Raw genomic sequence first — 17,576 nt, forward strand, 5'->3', positions numbered from 1 at the left:
GTCAGAGGTCGTTGCCGGCGTACGACAGGTTGAAGCTCTTGTTGACCAGAGGGAAGTCGGGGACGATCGCGCTGTCGAGCGCCACCGGGAGCGCGGGCCAGTTGAAGAAGGACGGGTCCACGATCTTCAGGCGGCTGATCGTCTGATCGGGCGCGAGCTCGACGCGGTGGGCGATCGTGCCACGCCAGCCTTCGACGAGCCCCACGCCCGAGGAGCACCTTTCGAGGGACGGTGACGCATCCGGGGCCGCGGGCGTCTCGACCAGATGCGTGATCAGGGCGATGGACGTGGCGATCTCCTCGGCCCGGATCTGGAAGCGGGCCATCACGTCCCCGCCGGTCCGGTGGGCGGGGGTGAAGTCGCCGAGGTCGGTGAAGGGGTGCCGGCGGCGGGCGTCGAGGTCCAGGCCGCTGGCGCGGGCCACGTAGCCCAGCGTGCCGAGGTCGCGGGCGGCCTCGGCCGACAGGATGGCGGTGCCGGTGAAGCGGTCGGCGACGACGCTGTGGCCGAGGGCGAGCTCGGTGAGTTCGGCCACGTCGGCGCCGATGGCGTGCAGCATGTCGGGGTCGGGGAAGCCCCGCAGACGGGCGCCGCCGAGGCGGACGGCGCCGCGCAGCAGCCGGTGCCCGGTGACCTCGGCGTTGAGGCGCAGGAGTTGTTCGCGGATGCGACCGGCGTGGGCGTGCAGGATGGGGAAGGCGACGTCGTTGCAGAGCGCGCCCAGGTCGGTGACGTGGTTGTAGAGGCGTTCCAGCTCCAGGAGCACGGCTCGGGCCTGCTGCGCCCGCGCGTCGGCCGGAGCTCCGGTGGCCTCTTCCACGGCCAGGCAGTAGGCGAGCGCGTGGCCGACGGAGGTGTCGCCGCTGACGCGTTCGGCCAGTTGCAGCCCGTCGGCGGGGTGGCGGCCCTCGAAGAGCTTTTCGATACCCTTGTGGACGAACCAGAGTCTGGCCTTGAGCTTGATGATCGTCTCGCCGACCACGGAGAAGCGGAAGTGCCCCGGTTCGATGAGACCGGCGTGGACGGGGCCGACGGGGATCTCGTACACGCCCTGGCCCTCGACGGTGACGAACGGGTACGGCCCCTCGGAGTCGCCGAAGGCGGGCGGCGGCCCGGCGTCGTCGCGCATCGGGTACCAGCCGCGCGGCCAGTGGTGGTGGCGCACCAGGCGGCAGGGGAGCGGGTGGTCGAGCGGGGTGATGCCGTACAGGTCGCGGATCTCGCGTTCGAACCGGCCCGCGGGGAAGGACAGGTGGGCCAGGCTCGGCACGGCCGGCTGCTCGGAGGGGAGCCGCAGCCGCAGCTCGGTACGGCGATCGGGGTCACCGGCGACGAACAGGTACGCCACCCCGAACCCGTCCGCCTCCTGGCGCGCGGAGACCAGCGCCAGCCGGTGGCCGCCGGCCAGCAGGCGGGCGGCGTGGCCGGGCAGTTCGGCGGTGCCGACGTCGGCGATGGTTCGTGTGCTCATGGTGTTGCTCCGGCGATCGTGGCGGCGGCTTGCAGCAGGGGGCGCAGCGGCCCCAGCGTGATGCCCAGGACGGCGCAGGCGGCCAGGCCCGCCACCAGCGGGACGGCCAGGGTGGGCGGCAGCGCGACGGCCTCGCCGGGTCCGCCGCCCACGAGCATCGGCCGGACCTGGCGTCCGACGGCGGCGACGATGACGAGCATCAGCGCCAGGGCCGCCGCGACGGGCCAGCCCAGGCCGGCGGCGAAGCCCGCCCGCGCAATGCCCAGCTCGCTGGCGAACAGGCTGAACGGCGGGAGGCCGAGCAGGGCCAGCAGCCCCAGGGAGAACGCCCCGGCCGGCATCGGCGCCCTGGAGATGAGGCCGCGTACGGCACGGATCCGGGTGCTGCCGAGCGCCTGGTGGAGCTGTCCCGCGGACAGGAACACCACCGACTTGCCCAGCCCGTGCCCGAGGATGTGCAGCAGGACCGCGACCAGGGCGAGGGTGTTGCCGATCGCGGCGCCGAGGGCGATCAGCCCCATGTGCTCGATGCTGGAGTAGGCCAGCAGCCGCTTGTAGTCACGCTGGCCGATGAGCAGCAGCGCGGCCCCGGCCAGGGAGGCCAGCGCCACGATGACCAGCAGCGTACGGGTGAAGCCGGTGCCGAGCGCCGCGTCGGCGATGACCTTGACGCGCAGGACGGCGTAGAAGGCCACCGACAGCAGCCCCCCGGACATCAGCGCGCACACCGGGGCCGGGGCCTGGCTGTAGGCGTCGGGCAGCCAGGCGTTCATGGGCGCCAGCCCGGCCTTGGTGCCGAAGCCGAGCACGAGCAGCATGACCGCGATGCGCATCACGCCGGGGTCGAGCCGGCCCGCGTGTTCGGACAGCGCCGTCCAGTCCAGGGAGGCCACTCCGGCGTGGTCGCCGGCGTCGTGGGTCAGGACCAGGCCCAGCAGCGCCAGCGCGATGCCGACCGAGCAGATGACCATGTACTTCCACGCGGCCTCGGTGGCCTGACGGGTGCGCCGGTGCCCGACCAGGAAGGCGGTCAGGATGGTGGTCGCCTCGATGGCCACCCAGAGCAGGCCCAGGCTGGAGGCCAGGACGGCCAGCGCCATCGCGGCGACGAACGACTGGGTCAGCACGCCGTAGCGGCGCATCTCGCGCGGGCCGGTCTGCCCGGAGGCGAGCTCGGCCGCCAGGTAGGCGGGGCCGGCCAGCATGGCCAGCAGCGCGACCGTACCGATGACGATCAGCATGAAGGCGCTCAGCGCGTCGCTGTGCAGCAGCCCCGCCAGCGCCTCCCGCCTCCCCGCCGCGGCCAGCGCGACGGCGCAGGCCAGCAGCCCGGCCGCGGCCGACGCGCCCAGCCAGGCGGTGACCCGGTTCCAGCCGATCAGGGCGTACGCGAGCGCGGCGGCCGCGGGCACCGCGACCGGGGCGATCACCAGCAGGCTGTCCATCAGTCGTGCAACTCCCGTAGCTCGTCCAGGTCGGTGCCGCCGAAGGCGGCCCGCATCCGGGTGGTCAGCACCTGCAGCACCAGCACGGCCAGCAGGACGTCCAGCGAGATCCCGAGCTCGACGACGAGCGGGACGCCGCTGGTGGTCAGGAAGGCGGCGGCGGTGATGGCGTTGTCCATCAGCAGGAAGCCCACCAGCTGTGACAGCGCCCGCCGCCGGGTCACCAGCACGAAGAACCCGATCAGCAGCACGGTCAGCGCGATCGGCACCGCGTGCGCGGCGGGGGTGGGCGACAGCCGTATCAGCGGCTGGGAGACCGCGTAGGCCAGCATCGCCAGCACCGCCGCCACCAGCAGTGAGGTCGCCACGTTGACCAGCGGCTGTGTCTCGCGGCCCGCGCCGCTCGCCACCAGTGCGCGGCGCATCAGGTACGGCAGCAGCGCGGCGCGCAACGCACCCACCCCGAGACCGATCAGGACCAGTTCGAGGCTCCCCTGCCGGACGCCGAGGACGACGATCAGCACGGTCAGCGCCACGCCTTGCAGGGCGAACAGCCGCACGATCGGCGACAGCTCGTGCCGCCACAGCACCAGCACGCCCGTGAGCAGGAACGCCCCGCAGGCCAGGTCCAGGAGCTGGACGTACGTCGCATCGGTCATGTTCACGTCCATGTCTCAGGTCAGGAAGAAGGAAGCGGTGACGGCCAGCAGCGCCAGCAGGAACGAACCGGCCAGCAGTTCCGGAACGCGGAACAGCCGGAGCTTGGCCATGAACACCTCGCCGGCGGCGAGCAGCACTCCCAGCAGCCCCACCTTGACGACGAGCGCGACCATCGCCAGCGGCAGCGCGAGCACCCCGGCCCCCGCGCCCGCGATCCCCAGGGGGACGAACAGGCCGGCCAGCAGTCCCAGCAGCACCGACAGCCGCATCGCCGACGCCCACTCGATCAGCGCCAGGTCGGGCCCGGCGTACTCCAGCACCGTCGCCTCGTGGATCATCGTCAGCTCCAGGTGCGTGGAGGGATTGTCCACGGGGATCCGGCCGGTCTCGGCGAGCGTGACGATCGCCAGCGCGACCGAGGCGAGCACGCTCACCGGGGAGAGCACCGACAGCGGATGCCCGGCCGCCGCCGTCACGATCGCCCCCAGGCTCGTGGAGCGGACGCCGATCGACAGGGCGAAGGTCGAGACCAGGATCGTCGGCTCCACCAGCGCCAGCACGGTCATCTCCCGGCTGGCGCCCATCCCGCCGAACGCCGTCCCGGTGTCCAGGGCGCCCAGGGCCAGCGCCACCGACCCCAGCGCCAGCAGCGCGGGCACCGCGAACAGGTCCGCGACGCCGTCCAGCGGCGAGTCCGTGGTCACCAGCGGCACCACCGCGGCCACGACCAGCGCCGTGCCGGCCAGCAGCGGCGGCGCCGCGCGGAACACCCAGCCGGTGCCGCGTGGCGCGATGGGCTCCTTGCGCATCAGCTTGCGCAGGTCCCGCCACGGCTGGGCGATCCCGGCGCCGGCGCGTCCCTCCAGCCGGGCGTGGACCTGCCGCATCATCCCCACCAGCAGCGGCGAGCCGACCGCGACCAGGATCACCTGGAGCGCCGCTCCGATCACGCCCGTCATCGCAGCACCACCAGAACGATCAGCGCCGCGGTCAGCGCCCAGAACCCGTAGCCGAGATAGCGGTGGACGCTGCCGGTGGCCAGGCCACGGGCGCCACGCCCGGCGGCCGTCACGGCGGAGATCAACGGCTCGTACAGCCGGTGTTCGATCCGGTCAGGGATCCGCGCGTGGAAGCTCACGCGTTCCACCAGGTAGGCCGACTCCTTCATCGGGGTGACGTCCACGTCGCTCTCCGGCTCCAGGACGTCGCCGAAGACCCGCTGCAGCGGCTCGGCGAACGACGTGGCGGTGTACTCCATCCGCGCCGACATGGGCCCGGCGCCGCAGTCCCAGAGCCGGGCGGCGCGCCGTGCCCGCCGCGTCGCGCCCACCCGTACCAGGCAGAGGACGGCCACGACGGCGGCCACCAGGGCGACGGCGATCAGCAGCGGCGAGATCATCCCCGCGACCCCGGTCAGCCGCAGCGTCACCTGCCCGCCGGCCACGTCCCGTCCAGGGAACGCCACTCCGACCGCCCGGACGAGCGCGGGCAGGACCAGCGTGGGGGCCAGCGCCAGGGCCACGCAGCACGCCGCCGCGAGCGTCGTCGCGGCCAGCATGGCCGGCGGGCTCTCTCCGGCACGTTCGGCCTCCGCGCTGCGCGGCCGGCCCAGGAAGCCCACGCCGAACGCCTTGACGAAGGTGGCGATGGCGAGACCCGCCGACAGCGCGATCGCCCCCACGGTCAGCGGCATCGTCACCGCGCCCGCCACCCCGGCGGCGGGCTGCGCGTGGATGAGGCTCTGCAGCAGCAGCCACTCGCTGACGAAGGCGTTGCCGGGCGGCAGCGCCGAAGCGCACAACGCGCCGAGCGCGAACACGACGGTGGTGTACGGCAGCCGCGCGCGCAGCCCGCCGAGCGCGTCCAGATCGCGGGTGCCGGTCGCGTGCAGCACCGAGCCCGCCGACAGGAACAACACCGTCTTGAACGCGGCGTGGTTGACCACGTGGAGCAGGGCCGCGGCCAGCGCCAGCGCCGCCGGCACGGGAGCGTCGCAGGCCGCGAAGAAGCCCGCCGCGCCCACCCCGACCAGCACCAGGCCCAGGTTCTCCGTCGTGGAGTAGCCCAGCAGCCGCTTCAGGTCGGAGGCGACCGCCGCCTGAAGGATCCCGAACAGCGCCGACGCCGCGCCCGCTCCCAGCACCAGCAGCCACCACCAGGCGGGGCCGCCGTGCAGCAGATCCAGCCCGACCCGGACGACGCCGTACGCGCCCATGTTCACCATGGCCGCGCTCATCAGGGCCGAGACGTGACTCGGCGCCTCCGGGTGCGCCCGCGGCAGCCACACGTGCAGCGGCACGGTGCCCGCCTTGGAGGCGAACCCGGCCAGCGTCGCCAGGAACACGACCGTCCTGGCGGCCGGTGACAGCGTGGCCTCGCGCAACTGCTCGAAGCTCTCCCCGCCGGCCCCGGCGGCGAACGCGGCCAGGCCGACGAGGATCGTCACCAGGCCGAGGTGGGTCATGACCGCGTACCAGAGCCCGGCCCGGCCCACGGCCGCCCGCCGCCGGTGCTCGGCCAGCACCAGCGGCAGCGACGACACCGCCATCAGCTCCCAGGCCAGCAGGAACGTGCTCACACTTGCCGCGGCGGGCACCAGCAGCATGGCCGCCACGAACAGCGGCAGCACCGACTGGAACACGCGTCCGTCCAGGCCGTGGGCGCAGTAGGCGATCCCGTAGATCGCCGCGCACACCGCCACGAACCCGGTGACCGCGATGAACACTCCGCTCAGGGGATCGACCGCCAGCCGTACCCCGGCCAGCGGCAGCAGGTCCGGCAGCCAGGCCGACCAGCTCCGACCGGCCCCGCCCACCGCCGTCGTGCCTGCCTCTGTGATCGCGGTTGTGATCGCCGTCGTGCCCGCCGCCGCGGCGGCGGCGCCCGCGGCCGCCGTGCACCAGCCCGCCAGGTGCCGCCGCGCCCGGGGCGGTGCCAGCAGGGCGGTCACCGCGGCCAGCGCGCAGCCGGACAGCGCCGCCACGTACAGTGTGCCGACCGGGTTCATCGGCCCGTCAGCCCGCGCAACGCCGCCACGATCGCCGCGGGCTCCGGCGGGCACCCCGGCACCTCCACGTCCACCGGCAGCACGTCGGCCACCGCCCCGGCCACCCCGTAGGCTCCGGCGAACACCCCGCAGTCGCGCGCGCAGTCGCCCAGCGCGATCACCAGGCGGGGCTCGGGGACCGCGTCATGGGTGCGGCGCAGCGCCACCTCCATGTTGCGGGTCACCGGCCCGGTCACCAGCAGCGCATCGGCGTGCCGCGGCGAGGCCACCAGCCGCGCGCCGTACCGTTCGGCGTCGTACACCGGGCCGAACGCCGAGGCGATCTCCACCTCGCAGCCGTTGCACGACCCCGCGTCCACATGTCTGATCTGCACCGATCCGGCGAGTTCCGCCGCCTTCGCGGGCGGGTCACCCTCCTGGCGGGCGGGCGCGGGCTCGGCCACCCGGCCCGTCTTCGCGATCTTCCCCCACAACCCCATCGTCGCCCCCTGCAACGCTCGCCGGCCACGATCACCCGGGCCGGGGCTGCCGTGCCGCGGCAGGCAGTCGCCCTGTCGGGAGAACACCTGGCCGGGCCACGCATCGATCACGCGCCTGCGCGATCGCCCCCTACGGCCCGACCGGCGGATCCCGGCGCCAGGCTATTCCTCAAGCGCGGCGGGTGGGGCTGACTTTGGCCAAAGGGCGGCCGGTGGAGTCCGGCATGGCCGTTCGTGCCCGGTCCGCGGCATTCGGCCTGGTGACGCACCCCGCGCCGAGGAGTCAGGCAAGGGCGGCGAGAACCTTGTCCTGGGTGATCGGCAGGTCGCGGACGCGGTGGCCGATGGCGTGGTGGACGGCGTTGCCGATCGCGGCGCTCAGGCCGGTCGTGGGAGCCTCGCCGAAGCCGCGGGCGCCGAGCGCCGGGCTGGCCGGGTCGGGCCGGTCGATGAACGTGAGGTCCAGGTCGGGCACGTCGGCGGCCACGGGCACCAGGTAGCCGGACAGGTTCGGGGTGAGGATGCGGCCCAGGTGGGGGTCGGTCAGGGTGTGCTCGGACAGGGCGACGCCGATGCCCCAGATCACGCCGCCGACGGCCTGGCTGCGCGCGGTGCGCTCGTTGAGTACCCGGCCGGGGTCGTAGACGCCGACGACGCGGCGCACCCGGACCTGGCCCAGCAGCCGGTGGACGGCGACCTCGGTGAACACCGCGCCGGTCGAGACCGCCTGGACCATCCGCTCGCCCGCCGGGCTGGTCACGCGGAGAGGCCGGCCGTGGCGGCGCAGCACGTCCCGGAAGCTGGTGCGGCGCGCGGGGCGGTCGAGATCGAACAGATGTCCGTCGGCGGCGCGGACGCGGGCGGGCGGCAGGCCGTGCAGCGGGCTGCTCTCGTCCGCCACGGCCAGGGCGATCACCTGGTCGCGGGCGGCGGTCGCGGCGCGGACGACGCCCGCGCCGGTACAGGGCACGGTCGCCGACGCCGACGAGGCCGGCGCCTGGGGGTAGGCGGAGTCGCCGAGGTCGAAGCGGACCTCGGCCATCGGCAGGCCCAGCACGTCGGCGCCGAGCTGCCGCATCACCGTGGAGGTGCCGGTGCCGATGTCGTGGGTGCCGGAGCGGATCCGTGCCGCGCCGTCCACGCCGATGATCACTTCGGCTCCCGCCATCTCCCGGCCGCCCGCGGTGTGGGCCACGGTGGCCATGCCCCAGCCGAGCAGCCAGTCGCCGTCACGCATGGAGCCGGGACGCGGGGCGCGGCGCCACCAGCCGAAGCGCTCGGCGCCCCGCTCGTAGCAGGTGCGCAGGTGGTTGCTGCCGTGCCGGACGCCGCTCTGCTGGTTGGTCGCCGACCAGTTGCGGATCCTGAGCGTGACCGGGTCCAGGCCGAGCGCGTAGCTCAGCTCGTCCAGGGCCGACTCCAGGGCGTGGCTGGTGACGGTGTCCGGCGCCCGGATGTAGGCGGCGTTGGCCAGGTCCAGGGCGACGGCCCGCTGGGTGGTGCGCACGTTCGGGCAGGCGTACAGGATCCGGGTGATCCGGGCGCTGGTGACGAACCGCCCCTCGGTGCCGGCCACCTGCTGGGTGAGGGTGTGGTCGATCGCGGTCAGCCGCCCGTCGCGGGTGGCGCCGACGCGCACCACCTGGTGGGACGCGGCGCGGTGACCGTTGCTGGTGTAGGACTCGGCCCTGGTCAGCACCAGCCTGACCGGGTGTCCGACGTGCCGGGCGAGCGCCGCGGCCAGGGCGATGCGCGGCACCGCGGACGTGCCCTTGGCGCCGAACCCGCCGCCCACGTACGGGGAGATGACGCGTACTTTCTCGCGGGGCAGCCGGAACACCGTCATCAGCCCTTCCTGGGTGCCGGCGATGTTCTGGGTGGACTCGTGAACGGTGAGCCGGTCGCCGTCCCAGGCGGCGACGGTCGCCGGCAGCTCCATCGGGTTGTGGTGCTGCATCGGGGTGGTGTACGTCGCCTCGACCGTGACGGGCGCGGACGTGAGCGCGGCCTCGACGTCCCCGCGCACGTACACGTTGTCGTCCCCGTCAGGTCCCTGGGGCGGCAGGTACGCGGCGTCGAGACCGTCGGCGAGCACCGTCCGCGGGGTGTCGGCCCGGTAGCTCACCGCCACCAGCCCGGCCGCGTGCCGGGCCTGCGCCAGGGTCCGCGCCACCACGGCCGCGACGGGCTGGCCGGCGTACCGGATCAGGTCGTCCTGCAACGGCAGGAAATCCTGCGGGCGAGGCCGGGGCAGCCGGCCCAGGTTCTCGTGGGTGAAGACGCCGAGCACCCCGGTGGCGGCGGCCGCCTCGGAGACCTCGATCGCGGTGACGCGGCCGCGGGCGATCGTCGAGCCGACCAGGACGGCGTGCGTCACGCCGGGAACCTGGACGTCGGCGGCGTACCGGGCCGCGCCGGTGACCTTGGCGACACCGTCCACTCTCGCGACCGCCCGGCCGACGGCGTTCATCCCGCTCCCCGCGCGACCGGGCGCCCGACGGCGTTCATCCCGCTCCCCGCGCGAACTGCTCCAGCACCTCCGCCAGGGCCCGCTGGACCAGCTCGACCTTGAACGCGTTGTCCGCGCGCGGCCTCGCCTCGCGCACCAGGGCCAGCCCGGCGGCGCGGACCGAGGCCGGGCCCAGCGGGCGCCCGATCAGTGCCTGTTCGGCGGCGGGCGAACGCCAGGGCAGGGGCGCGACGCCGCCGAAGGCCAGGCTCGCCTGCGCCACCTCGCCGTCGGCGGCCAGCCGGACCAGGGCCGCGACCGAGACGACGGCGAACCCGAAAGCGGCCCGGTCCCGTACCTTCAGATACCGCGACCCGGCGGCCGGCGGCGTGCCGGGCACATCGATCCGGGTGATCAGCTCGCCGGGACGCAGGACGGTCTCCCGGTCCGGGGCGTCGCCCGGCGGCAGGTAGAACCCCGCCATCGGGACCCGGCGCGGGCCTTCGGCGTGCAGCGTGTGCACCGTGGCCTCCAGCGCGGTCAGCGCCACGGCCAGATCCGACGGGTGCACCGCGATGCAGTGTTCGCTGCCGCCGAGGATGGCGTGCCACCGGTTGCGGCCCTCGATCGCCGGGCAGCCGCTGCCCGGGGATCGCTTGTTGCACGGCATGGACGCGTCGCGGAAGTACCAGCACCGGGTACGTTGCAGCAGGTTCCCGCCGAGCGAGGCCATGTTGCGCACCTGCGGCGAGGCCCCGCCGAGCAGCGCCTGGACCAGCACCGGCAGCCGTCGGCGGACGGCCGGGTGCGCGGCCACGTCGCTCATCCGGCTCAGCGCGCCCAGCTCGATCCCCGCCGGGGTCTCCCGCACGCCGTCCAAGGGCAGCGCGTTGATGTCGACCAAGTGGTCGGCACGCTCGACACCGTCCCGCATCAGGTTGAGCACGTCGGTGCCGCCGGCGATGAACCGCGTCCCCGGCCGCGCGGCCAGGCGGAGCGCGGTCTCGGCGCGGCCGGGGCGGCTGTAGGCGAAGTCGTCCATCAGGACAGCTCTCCGGCGGCCTGCCGGACCGCGGCCACGATGTTCGGGTAACAGCTGCAACGGCACAGGTTGCCGCTCATCCACTCCCGGACCTCGGCATCGTCGCCGGCATGCCCCTCGGCGATGCAGGCGACGGCCGACATGATCTGGCCGGGGGTGCAGAAGCCGCACTGCAGGCCGTCCTGGTCGATGAAGGCCCGCTGGACCGGATGCAGCTCCTCACCGCGTGCCAGGCCCTCCACCGTGGTGATGTCCCGATCCTGCTGCATGATGGCCAGCGTCAGGCAGGACTTGATCCGCCGCCCGTCCACCAGCACCGTGCAGGCCCCGCACTCGCCGCGGTCGCAGCCCTTCTTGGTGCCGGTGAGCCCGATGCTCTCGCGCAACGCGTCCAGCAGGCTCACCCGTGGTTCGAGGAGCCGTTCATAGGTCACGCCGTTGACCGTGAGCGGGACCCGGCCAGGTCCCTTGACCGGCATCCCGGCCTGATCCGGGCGGGTGCGCGACGGGGCCGCGGGGAGGGCGGCGATGGCCGCGCCGGCCTTGATGACGGCACGCCGGGTAGGCTCCGGCTCCGGCGATGGGATGGCTGTGCTGGACATTTCGGTCATGGCCTGTCTGTGATGTCCGGCGGCAGTACGTAGCCTAAGCTGCCCGTTCGCCGGGAAGCCGGACCGCCGCGCGGGTGTCGAGAACGCGACGGCGGCTCCGTCGTGGGTTCGTCACAACGATCCGCTGACCGACGACGGAGGAGCAACCGTGCATCCGAACGAGATCATCGAGGTGCTGAACCGGCCGACCAGCCAGGAACTGCTGGCTCGCGACCTGACCCGCCTGGCCCATGTCGCCAAGGACGGCACACCTCGCAATATCCCGATCGGCTTCACCTGGAACGGCTCGGAGATCGTCATGTGCACGTCGAAGAACGCTCCGAAGCTTCGGTCCTTGAGCGAGCACCCGATGGCCGCCCTGACGATCGACACCGAGGTGCACCCGCCCAAGATCCTGCTCATCCGGGGCCGGGCCGAGCTGGACTTCGTCGATGACATCCCGGCCGAGTACCTGCGGGCGCCCAGCACCTACGAGATCACACCCGAGCAACGGGCCGGGTGGGAGGCGGAGGTGCGTTCGCTGTACCACGACGGCATGGTCCGGATCGTCGTCACCCCGACCTGGGCGAAGCTGATCGACTTCGAGACGACTCTGCCGAGCGCGGTCGAGGAACTGATCCGGCAGCGGGCGGAGCGTCAGCGCGGCTGAGCGGAGCGGCACACGAAATGCCGCGCAGCGATGTCGAGAACCCGCGCGCGGCTCCGTCCCAGGAGTGAACCACGGCCACAACGGGCCGTACGAACGCTCCCAGATCATCGCGTTGGCCAAAGGCCCTGTGCGGTGCCAAAACTTGTCCATGGCATCTGGCCTGGCCTTCTATCCTCGGCACTCGTGTTTCTACGCCTGCTGTATCTGCTGATGGTCCGGTTGGTCGGCTGGTTGACGCTTCTCACACGGGGCGACACCTCCAAGGACGTAGAGATCTTGGTGCTGCGTCATGAGGTCGCCGTCCTACGTCGTCAGGTCTCCCGGCCACGACCAGACGGGGCCGACCGAGCGCTGCCGGCCGCACTGCCGCGACTACTGCCCACACAGCTTCGCCTCCATCGGATCGTGACGCCGGGCACCTTGCCGACCTGGCACCACCAGCTGGTCTGCCAACGCTGGGCCTACTCGAACGCGACCGGACGTCCGCCGATCACGGACGAACTGCGTGAGCCGGTCATCCGTCTGGCCAGAGAGAAGCCACGATGGGGGCACCGGCGGATCCAGGGCGAACTGCTTGGGACGACCGCGTACGCCTCTGCTGGACCGGCGGAGGATCGGCGCAGCCGCGCTGAAGCTCGCCGACGAGCAGGGCACGCTCAGCATTCCGGCCCTGGCCAGAAGCCTGGGGGTGGCCCCGTCGGCGCTCTACCACCACGTCTCCGGGCGCGACGAGATCATCGCTCTCATGCGCGAGGAGCTGACCCTGACCGCCGGCCTGCGCCCGGCCCGATCGCGCCCCTGGGAGCAGGCGCTGGCGGACTGGGCCCGCTCATACCGGGACGCCTTCGCCGCGCATCCGGGGGCCGTACCGCTGCTGGCCGTCGCCCCGCTCGCCGAGCCCTTCATGCACGCCATGTACGAACACGTCGCCGGCCTGCTGCTGGACGCCGGCTTCGTCGAGACCCACGTGCTGCCGGCCATCACCGCGCTGGAGAGCTTCATCCTCGGTTCCGCCCTCGACCTGGTCGCGCCCAGCGTGATGCTCCCCGGCGTGGACCGCGAGACCGCTCCCCGCCTCAGCGCCGTGCTGGAGCGGGTGCCCGTGGACCACGACCGCGCCGAGCGCGCCTTCGAATTCGGGCTGAACGCCCTGCTCACCGGGTTCCGCGCGCTGCTCGACGACCAGTCGGCGGACGGCGCGCGGGGTGCGGAGTGAAGTGACGCGTCCGAGCTCGACGCCGCTGGTAGAGCCGACCGCCACATCGAACGCGGCGGCCGCAACGCGGGCAGGCGGGGATGGCGCGGCCAGTGACAGGAACTCAGGATGGGGCCACGAACGGTGATCAGGAGGAACTGACCAGCCGGCAGCACAAAGACCTGCACGTGCTGCCGGAGCTGTGCGCGGCCGGTTAGGAGTCCGGCATCACCGAGCAGGACCGTGAGGACGTCGCCCTCGTGATGGTCGACGTGTCCGCACTCATCCAGTGCCACTCATGTAGGCCGCCGTCACAGGCAAACTTCAGAGCCTCGTCGCGTAGGCGCTTCAGGACCTCGAAGTTGTGCAGCACGACGTCGGGGTCGTAGGCCCGCCGACATCGCCCGGCGCTCGTCCTCGTGCCCGACGGCGATCTCGTAGCGCGTCGGGAGCGCGGGCTCGGGCGGCTCCATGCCCGTCACGAGGCGCGGCACGGCCTGGGTGCGGCCCCAGTGGGAGAGCTCGTCGAGCTCCTGCATCAGCACCGGCCACCGGCCCGTGCCCGGCGGTTGACTCCGACCGTCGGGAACAGGGTCGTGAGCGGGCACGCCCGGCTCGTCGCCCGCCAGACAGAGGTCGAGCGCCAGCACGTCGAGCTCCGGCTCGGTACCGACGGACGCCAAATCGCGCCCGCCGAGCACGACCGCGACATCTTCCGACCGCGCCAGGACGTGCTTGCCGGCCGCGCACCGCACGACCATGCCGAACGTGGCGCCGGCCCCCGTCTCCCGCCGGGGACCGGCACCCGCTTCACCGGGTCACCACGGTCCGGTGGTGAGAGGGCGGAGCGGCCAGGTCTGGTGGACGGCGCCCGTCCACTCCTGGGCCTCGATCTCCTCCTCCTCCCGTGGTCGACCAGTAGTGGGGGCTGCAGACGGGCCGCCGATACGCAGGGCCGCCCTCGCCTAAGCGAACCGTCCCCAGGTCGTGACGAGCGGACGGTAGCCCTGGCGGGACCAGAAGGGGACGGACAGCGGATTCGGGGCCGCGTAGTGCACCAGTATGGTCTCGACGCCTGCCGCTGCGGCCTCGGCATGGGCGTGGGCGGCCAGCGCGGCGCCGATGCCGCGGCCCCTGCTGACCGGCCGCGCGTACAAGGAGCCCACGTACGCCACGGGCGGAGGCTTCTGCACAGCGGGCGCGATCCAGCCCGAGTGGTCGGGGTGATGGACTGCGAGCATGCCGGCGACCTCACCGTCCGATTCGGCCAGCCAGCACCAGCCGTCGTCACGGGCGAGCTTCTCCTCGAGCTCGGCCCGGGCGGCGGAGGGCGTCGAGGGCAGCACCGAGAACCAGCCGAACTGGGCCTCGTAGTCGACCAGCTCCACGTACAGCCGGCACATGGCATCCAGATCGTCCGCCGTGGCCCGCCGTATACCTGGAAACGAGTGCCCGCCCGCTGAAGCGGGGCCGACGCGGACGCCGAGCACGGAGCGCGGCGCGAACCCCCGCCTGACCAGTGCCGCCACGGGCGCGGCATCCCGGCTCGGCCAGTTCACCACGAGCCCGGAACCCGGCTCGGCGTCGAGGGTCGAGATCCACCGGTCGAGGAGGCCGCCGAGGGCGTACGCGGGGTTGTCGCCGGCGACTCTGGCGTGGAGGGAGTAGGTGGTCAGCGGGCCCCAGCGCACTGACGGGGCGCCGGGGTCGGCTCTGCTCACCGAGGGGGCGCCGACAGCGTTCACGGTCTCGATCAGGTCTTCGCCGAGATCCGCGACGGCGACGAGAGGGTCGGCGGCGCGCACACGCTCACGGTGACAATCGATCACATCACTCACGGTTTGCACACTAATCCGCCGTGGCGACATTTCAGCTTCCGCAACGGCTGCGTGCGCGTTTCCGCCCCCACATGGCCATCGAGGCCCGAAGATCGTTGGGGTTCCGAGACGCCCCACCTGGGATCATGATGGCGTTGAGGCGTGAGCAGTGGACCTCCGGCAGCCAGCGCGTCCACAACCTCACGGTCGCCGGCCCGCACACCTACTACGTGGCGGCGGGCGCCACCGAGGTTCTCGTCCACAACCAGAACACCCCCAACCACTGCGGCATCGACATCGGCGCGGCTCGTGAGCAGGCGGTCGCCGAACTCGTCGGCGGGCGCGTCTCCGGACCGGCGGGCAAACAGGGCATGAAGGTCGTGCGCCCGGGTGTCGGGTCCACGGACGTGGACGTCATAGGCCCCAACGGCGAGTGGATCGCCGTCGGCGGACCGGCCAAGGCCAAGAACATCAACAAGCTCCGCGAGAAGCTGTCGATCCTCAAGTACGCCGCCGACAGGGAAGGAGTCCGTGCCATCGCCTACTTCGAGGTCGGTACACCGCTATCGGTGATCCAGGCGGCGATGCGGATCCTCGGGGCCAAGAACGTCGTCCAATTCACTCGATAGGCTGAGGACATGGGATTCGGGGAAGCACTGTGGGTTCGCCGAGCCGGATCTCCCCTGGCTCTGCTTCACTTGCTCAACGACATGGCCCCCTTCGGTCTCCGGCTGACGCACCCGGAGACCGAAGGGGTACGCCACCTGACGGAGGACGGCCCCGTCGAGACCACTCTCGATGCCTTCCCGCACCTGCGGACGTTCACCGTGCAGCTGTGGGTGGACGCCGACACCGACGTCCTGACCTCGATCTCACCCCACGGTGACACCACCTTGGCCGAGTTCGACCTGGACGGCCTGACCACAGACGAGGCGCACCGGGCAGTGGGCGCGATTCTCTGGCTCGCGGTGAGTGACCCGGTCTCGCTGGGATTGGTCGTGGACAGCCGCCTCCCGGACACGGCCCCCGACTGGGAGGGCTTCCTCTTCGACGGCGGCCGACCACCCTCGCACACGCCTGAGCTGCTCTGGTCGCCAAGCACCTCGTCGTTGCGCCTCACGCCAGGATCGTGGCTCCTGCGCGAGAACCCGTCGCCGCACTGACCAAGCGACCTATCAGGACAGGCCAGTCGACCGGCCCGCACCCTCCGCCGCTCTCTCAGCTGGCCGACATCCTGCCCACCGCGGGGATCACGTCACTGCTGCTGATCAACTGGCTTCAGACCGTCGTCGCAGAGGGCGTACGAGCTCAAGTTCAGCCTGTCGTCGCAAACACCGCATCGCGCCACCGCCCACCGGCCCCGGCGTGGATGGCCGCCCGCGGCCGCGCGCTGACCGCCGCCACTTGAAGCATGACCGTCTTCTCCTCAGCCGCACCTAGCTCCCCGCCATCGCCGCCGCCCACCCCGGCGGCATGACCAACCAGCAGCTGCGGTCGCGTCGGGCATGGCGTGCGCGACGCGACCACCGCCCCTGCCCGCATCCGCGCCATGTTCGCCGCCGCGCCCTGGGCGGCCGGCTACGGAATCGCCTGCGGCCGTGCCCCGCATCACCTGATCAACATCAACCTAGACCTCGAGAACGGCCTGGACGACCCCGCCGTCATGGACGACCCCGCCGCCCTGAACGCCCTCGCCACCGGCCACGGCCACACCACGCCGGACACCGCCACCGTGTTCACCCCGTCCGGACGAGATTCTCGCCGAGGCCGGCATCAAGACGGTGCTCACCGGTATCCGGATGCCCCGAATGAACTCGATCACGGAGCGGTAGGTGCAGTCATGCCGCCACGAACTTCTCGACCGCTGCCTCATATGGAACGAACACCACTTGCGGCACGCTCTGCGCGAGTACGAACGGTTCTACAACCAGCACTGAGCCCACCAAGCCCTGAACCAAGCAGCGCCGCTGCGTTCCGCCCCTGACCCGATCACGGACCCCGAGCGAATCATCGACCTGAACGTACGCCGACGAGATCAGCTCGGCGGCGTCCTCCACGAGCACTCTCATGCCGCTTGACCTGCCTGTATGCAATTTTCGGCAGGCGCAGTGCCACCATGATGTTCGATGGTTAAATCGATTTGCGCGAAACGTCTCACCTGCACTAGCCCAAACGTGTCCGCCGAGTCGCATAATTGGATGCACCGTTCCAATCCCCCTGGAGGCGTCGTGGCCCAGGAACCTGTCATCGAGGCGGTGCCTCGCCAGTACGCCTTCACTGGCTTTCGTTCTACGCTGGAGGCCGATTGGGCTGCCACCTTGGACGGTCTTGGCATCGTATGGTCGTATGAGCCGACAGTCATCGATCTACCCAGCGGCGCGAGGTACATCCCCGACTTTTGGCTCCCCATGCTGGGCACATGGATCGAGGTCAAGGGTCCCGCAACTCCTCGGATTGAGAAGGCTTATGAGTTCGCTGAGACGTTGGCGTGCTCATGTCCGCCGCCCCCGGCACCGTGCGTGTGTGAGTGGGAAGGCGGTCAAATCGTCATCATCGGAAAACCTGCTTGGCGCCCCCTCAATAGGATGATGCGGCATGGTTCGTTGTCGTGGAATGGTACGAATGGCTCGGCGTTTCTTACGGAGTGCCAGTTCTGTAGCAACAATTTTTGGGTACAGCCCCGTACGTCGTGGCGTTGTCGGCACTGTCGAGTTTGGAAGCCGCAGCAACGACACCTGGGCCACCTTCGTG

At 72.0% G+C, this 17,576-nt stretch carries 16 protein-coding genes and 1 pseudogene; 5 read left to right on the forward strand and 12 right to left on the reverse strand.

Features of this window, described 5'->3' with window-relative positions:
* Position 1: 1 nt before the first annotated feature.
* The 9 genes from ACIBK9_RS28495 to ACIBK9_RS28535 form a co-directional block, all read right to left on the reverse strand.
* Complete coding sequence (locus ACIBK9_RS28495) at positions 2-1,471, reverse strand: NADH-quinone oxidoreductase subunit C (RefSeq protein WP_397161992.1); 1,470 nt, start codon at positions 1,469-1,471, stop codon at positions 2-4.
* Positions 1,468-2,916 (reverse strand): proton-conducting transporter membrane subunit, encoded by a 1,449-nt coding sequence (locus ACIBK9_RS28500; RefSeq protein ID WP_357709376.1) that lies wholly within the window; start codon positions 2,914-2,916, stop codon positions 1,468-1,470. Before ACIBK9_RS28500 ends, ACIBK9_RS28495 begins: the two co-directional genes overlap by 4 nt.
* Positions 2,916-3,575 carry a hypothetical protein gene (locus ACIBK9_RS28505; protein WP_397161993.1) on the reverse strand — a complete coding sequence of 220 codons (660 nt, stop codon included), beginning with the start codon at positions 3,573-3,575 and terminating at the stop codon, positions 2,916-2,918. The genes ACIBK9_RS28500 and ACIBK9_RS28505 overlap by 1 nt, the downstream gene beginning before the upstream one ends.
* A 15-nt stretch (positions 3,576-3,590) precedes the next feature.
* Positions 3,591-4,535, reverse strand: coding sequence for a respiratory chain complex I subunit 1 family protein (locus ACIBK9_RS28510; RefSeq protein ID WP_397161994.1), 945 nt, complete (start codon positions 4,533-4,535; stop codon positions 3,591-3,593).
* The gene (locus ACIBK9_RS28515; protein WP_397161995.1) at positions 4,532-6,583 is read right to left on the reverse strand and encodes a proton-conducting transporter membrane subunit; all 2,052 of its coding nucleotides are present in this window, start codon (positions 6,581-6,583) and stop codon (positions 4,532-4,534) included. Before ACIBK9_RS28515 ends, ACIBK9_RS28510 begins: the two co-directional genes overlap by 4 nt.
* A complete protein-coding gene (locus tag ACIBK9_RS28520) occupies positions 6,580-7,173 on the reverse strand; it encodes an NADH-quinone oxidoreductase subunit B family protein (RefSeq protein ID WP_397161996.1) in 594 nt (197 codons plus the stop codon). Before ACIBK9_RS28520 ends, ACIBK9_RS28515 begins: the two co-directional genes overlap by 4 nt.
* 172 nt (positions 7,174-7,345) lie before the next feature.
* Complete coding sequence (locus tag ACIBK9_RS28525) at positions 7,346-9,532, reverse strand: xanthine dehydrogenase family protein molybdopterin-binding subunit (RefSeq protein WP_397161997.1); 2,187 nt, start codon at positions 9,530-9,532, stop codon at positions 7,346-7,348.
* 34 nt (positions 9,533-9,566) lie between these two features.
* Complete coding sequence (locus ACIBK9_RS28530; protein WP_397161998.1) at positions 9,567-10,553, reverse strand: FAD binding domain-containing protein; 987 nt, start codon at positions 10,551-10,553, stop codon at positions 9,567-9,569.
* Positions 10,553-11,032: a (2Fe-2S)-binding protein gene (locus ACIBK9_RS28535; RefSeq protein ID WP_397162088.1), complete on the reverse strand. Its 480-nt coding sequence runs from the start codon at positions 11,030-11,032 to the stop codon at positions 10,553-10,555. Before ACIBK9_RS28535 ends, ACIBK9_RS28530 begins: the two co-directional genes overlap by 1 nt.
* Before the next feature lie 280 nt (positions 11,033-11,312).
* Here ACIBK9_RS28535 and ACIBK9_RS28540 point away from each other — a divergent pair, with 280 nt between their 5' ends.
* Complete coding sequence (locus tag ACIBK9_RS28540; protein ID WP_397161999.1) at positions 11,313-11,813, forward strand: pyridoxamine 5'-phosphate oxidase family protein; 501 nt, start codon at positions 11,313-11,315, stop codon at positions 11,811-11,813.
* A gap of 574 nt (positions 11,814-12,387) precedes the next feature.
* A complete protein-coding gene (locus ACIBK9_RS28545; protein ID WP_397162000.1) occupies positions 12,388-13,029 on the forward strand; it encodes a TetR/AcrR family transcriptional regulator C-terminal domain-containing protein in 642 nt (213 codons plus the stop codon).
* A 290-nt stretch (positions 13,030-13,319) separates the two neighbouring features.
* Here the strand turns inward: ACIBK9_RS28545 and ACIBK9_RS28550 are convergent, their stop codons facing one another.
* Both ACIBK9_RS28550 and ACIBK9_RS28555 read right to left on the reverse strand, forming a co-directional pair.
* Entirely contained in the window at positions 13,320-13,769 is a 450-nt protein-coding gene (locus ACIBK9_RS28550) for a hypothetical protein (protein ID WP_397162001.1), read from the reverse strand.
* A gap of 204 nt (positions 13,770-13,973) precedes the next feature.
* On the reverse strand, positions 13,974-14,846 hold the full coding sequence (locus ACIBK9_RS28555; RefSeq protein WP_397162002.1) for a GNAT family N-acetyltransferase: 873 nt from the start codon (positions 14,844-14,846) through the stop codon (positions 13,974-13,976).
* 134 nt (positions 14,847-14,980) lie between these two features.
* Here ACIBK9_RS28555 and ACIBK9_RS28560 point away from each other — a divergent pair, with 134 nt between their 5' ends.
* From ACIBK9_RS28560 to ACIBK9_RS28570, 3 genes and pseudogenes are all read left to right on the forward strand, one after another.
* A complete protein-coding gene (locus ACIBK9_RS28560) occupies positions 14,981-15,454 on the forward strand; it encodes a hypothetical protein (RefSeq protein ID WP_397162003.1) in 474 nt (157 codons plus the stop codon).
* A gap of 81 nt (positions 15,455-15,535) precedes the next feature.
* Complete coding sequence (locus ACIBK9_RS28565; RefSeq protein WP_357699412.1) at positions 15,536-15,988, forward strand: hypothetical protein; 453 nt, start codon at positions 15,536-15,538, stop codon at positions 15,986-15,988.
* Positions 15,989-16,335: 347 nt separating this feature from the next.
* Positions 16,336-16,569, forward strand: a pseudogene (locus ACIBK9_RS28570) (bifunctional DNA primase/polymerase); the annotation flags it as partial.
* Positions 16,570-16,663: 94 nt separating this feature from the next.
* Here the strand turns inward: ACIBK9_RS28570 and ACIBK9_RS28575 are convergent.
* Positions 16,664-16,894, reverse strand: coding sequence for a hypothetical protein (locus ACIBK9_RS28575; protein ID WP_397162092.1), 231 nt, complete (start codon positions 16,892-16,894; stop codon positions 16,664-16,666).
* Between the last annotated feature and the right edge of the window lie 682 nt (positions 16,895-17,576).

Source organism: Nonomuraea sp. NPDC050227, assembly GCF_044459705.1.
Classification (GTDB): Bacteria; Actinomycetota; Actinomycetes; order Streptosporangiales; family Streptosporangiaceae; genus Nonomuraea.

Bases quoted from the DNA above. Each gene is read 5' to 3' on its own strand.
- ACIBK9_RS28515 (WP_397161995.1), bottom strand. From the start codon at position 6,583: ATGAACCCGGTCGGCACACTGTACGTGGCGGCGCTGTCCGGCTGCGCG.
- ACIBK9_RS28505 (WP_397161993.1), bottom strand. From the start codon at position 3,575: ATGACCGATGCGACGTACGTCCAGCTCCTGGACCTGGCCTGCGGGGCG.
- ACIBK9_RS28575 (WP_397162092.1), bottom strand. From the start codon at position 16,894: ATGAGAGTGCTCGTGGAGGACGCCGCCGAGCTGATCTCGTCGGCGTAC.
- ACIBK9_RS28550 (WP_397162001.1), bottom strand. From the start codon at position 13,769: ATGGTCGTGCGGTGCGCGGCCGGCAAGCACGTCCTGGCGCGGTCGGAA.
- ACIBK9_RS28500 (WP_357709376.1), bottom strand. From the start codon at position 2,916: ATGGACAGCCTGCTGGTGATCGCCCCGGTCGCGGTGCCCGCGGCCGCC.
- ACIBK9_RS28535 (WP_397162088.1), bottom strand. From the start codon at position 11,032: ATGCCGGTCAAGGGACCTGGCCGGGTCCCGCTCACGGTCAACGGCGTG.
- ACIBK9_RS28510 (WP_397161994.1), bottom strand. From the start codon at position 4,535: ATGACGGGCGTGATCGGAGCGGCGCTCCAGGTGATCCTGGTCGCGGTC.
- ACIBK9_RS28530 (WP_397161998.1), bottom strand. From the start codon at position 10,553: ATGGACGACTTCGCCTACAGCCGCCCCGGCCGCGCCGAGACCGCGCTC.
- ACIBK9_RS28495 (WP_397161992.1), bottom strand. From the start codon at position 1,471: ATGAGCACACGAACCATCGCCGACGTCGGCACCGCCGAACTGCCCGGC.
- ACIBK9_RS28525 (WP_397161997.1), bottom strand. From the start codon at position 9,532: ATGAACGCCGTCGGCCGGGCGGTCGCGAGAGTGGACGGTGTCGCCAAG.
- ACIBK9_RS28565 (WP_357699412.1), top strand. From the start codon at position 15,536: ATGGCCCCCTTCGGTCTCCGGCTGACGCACCCGGAGACCGAAGGGGTA.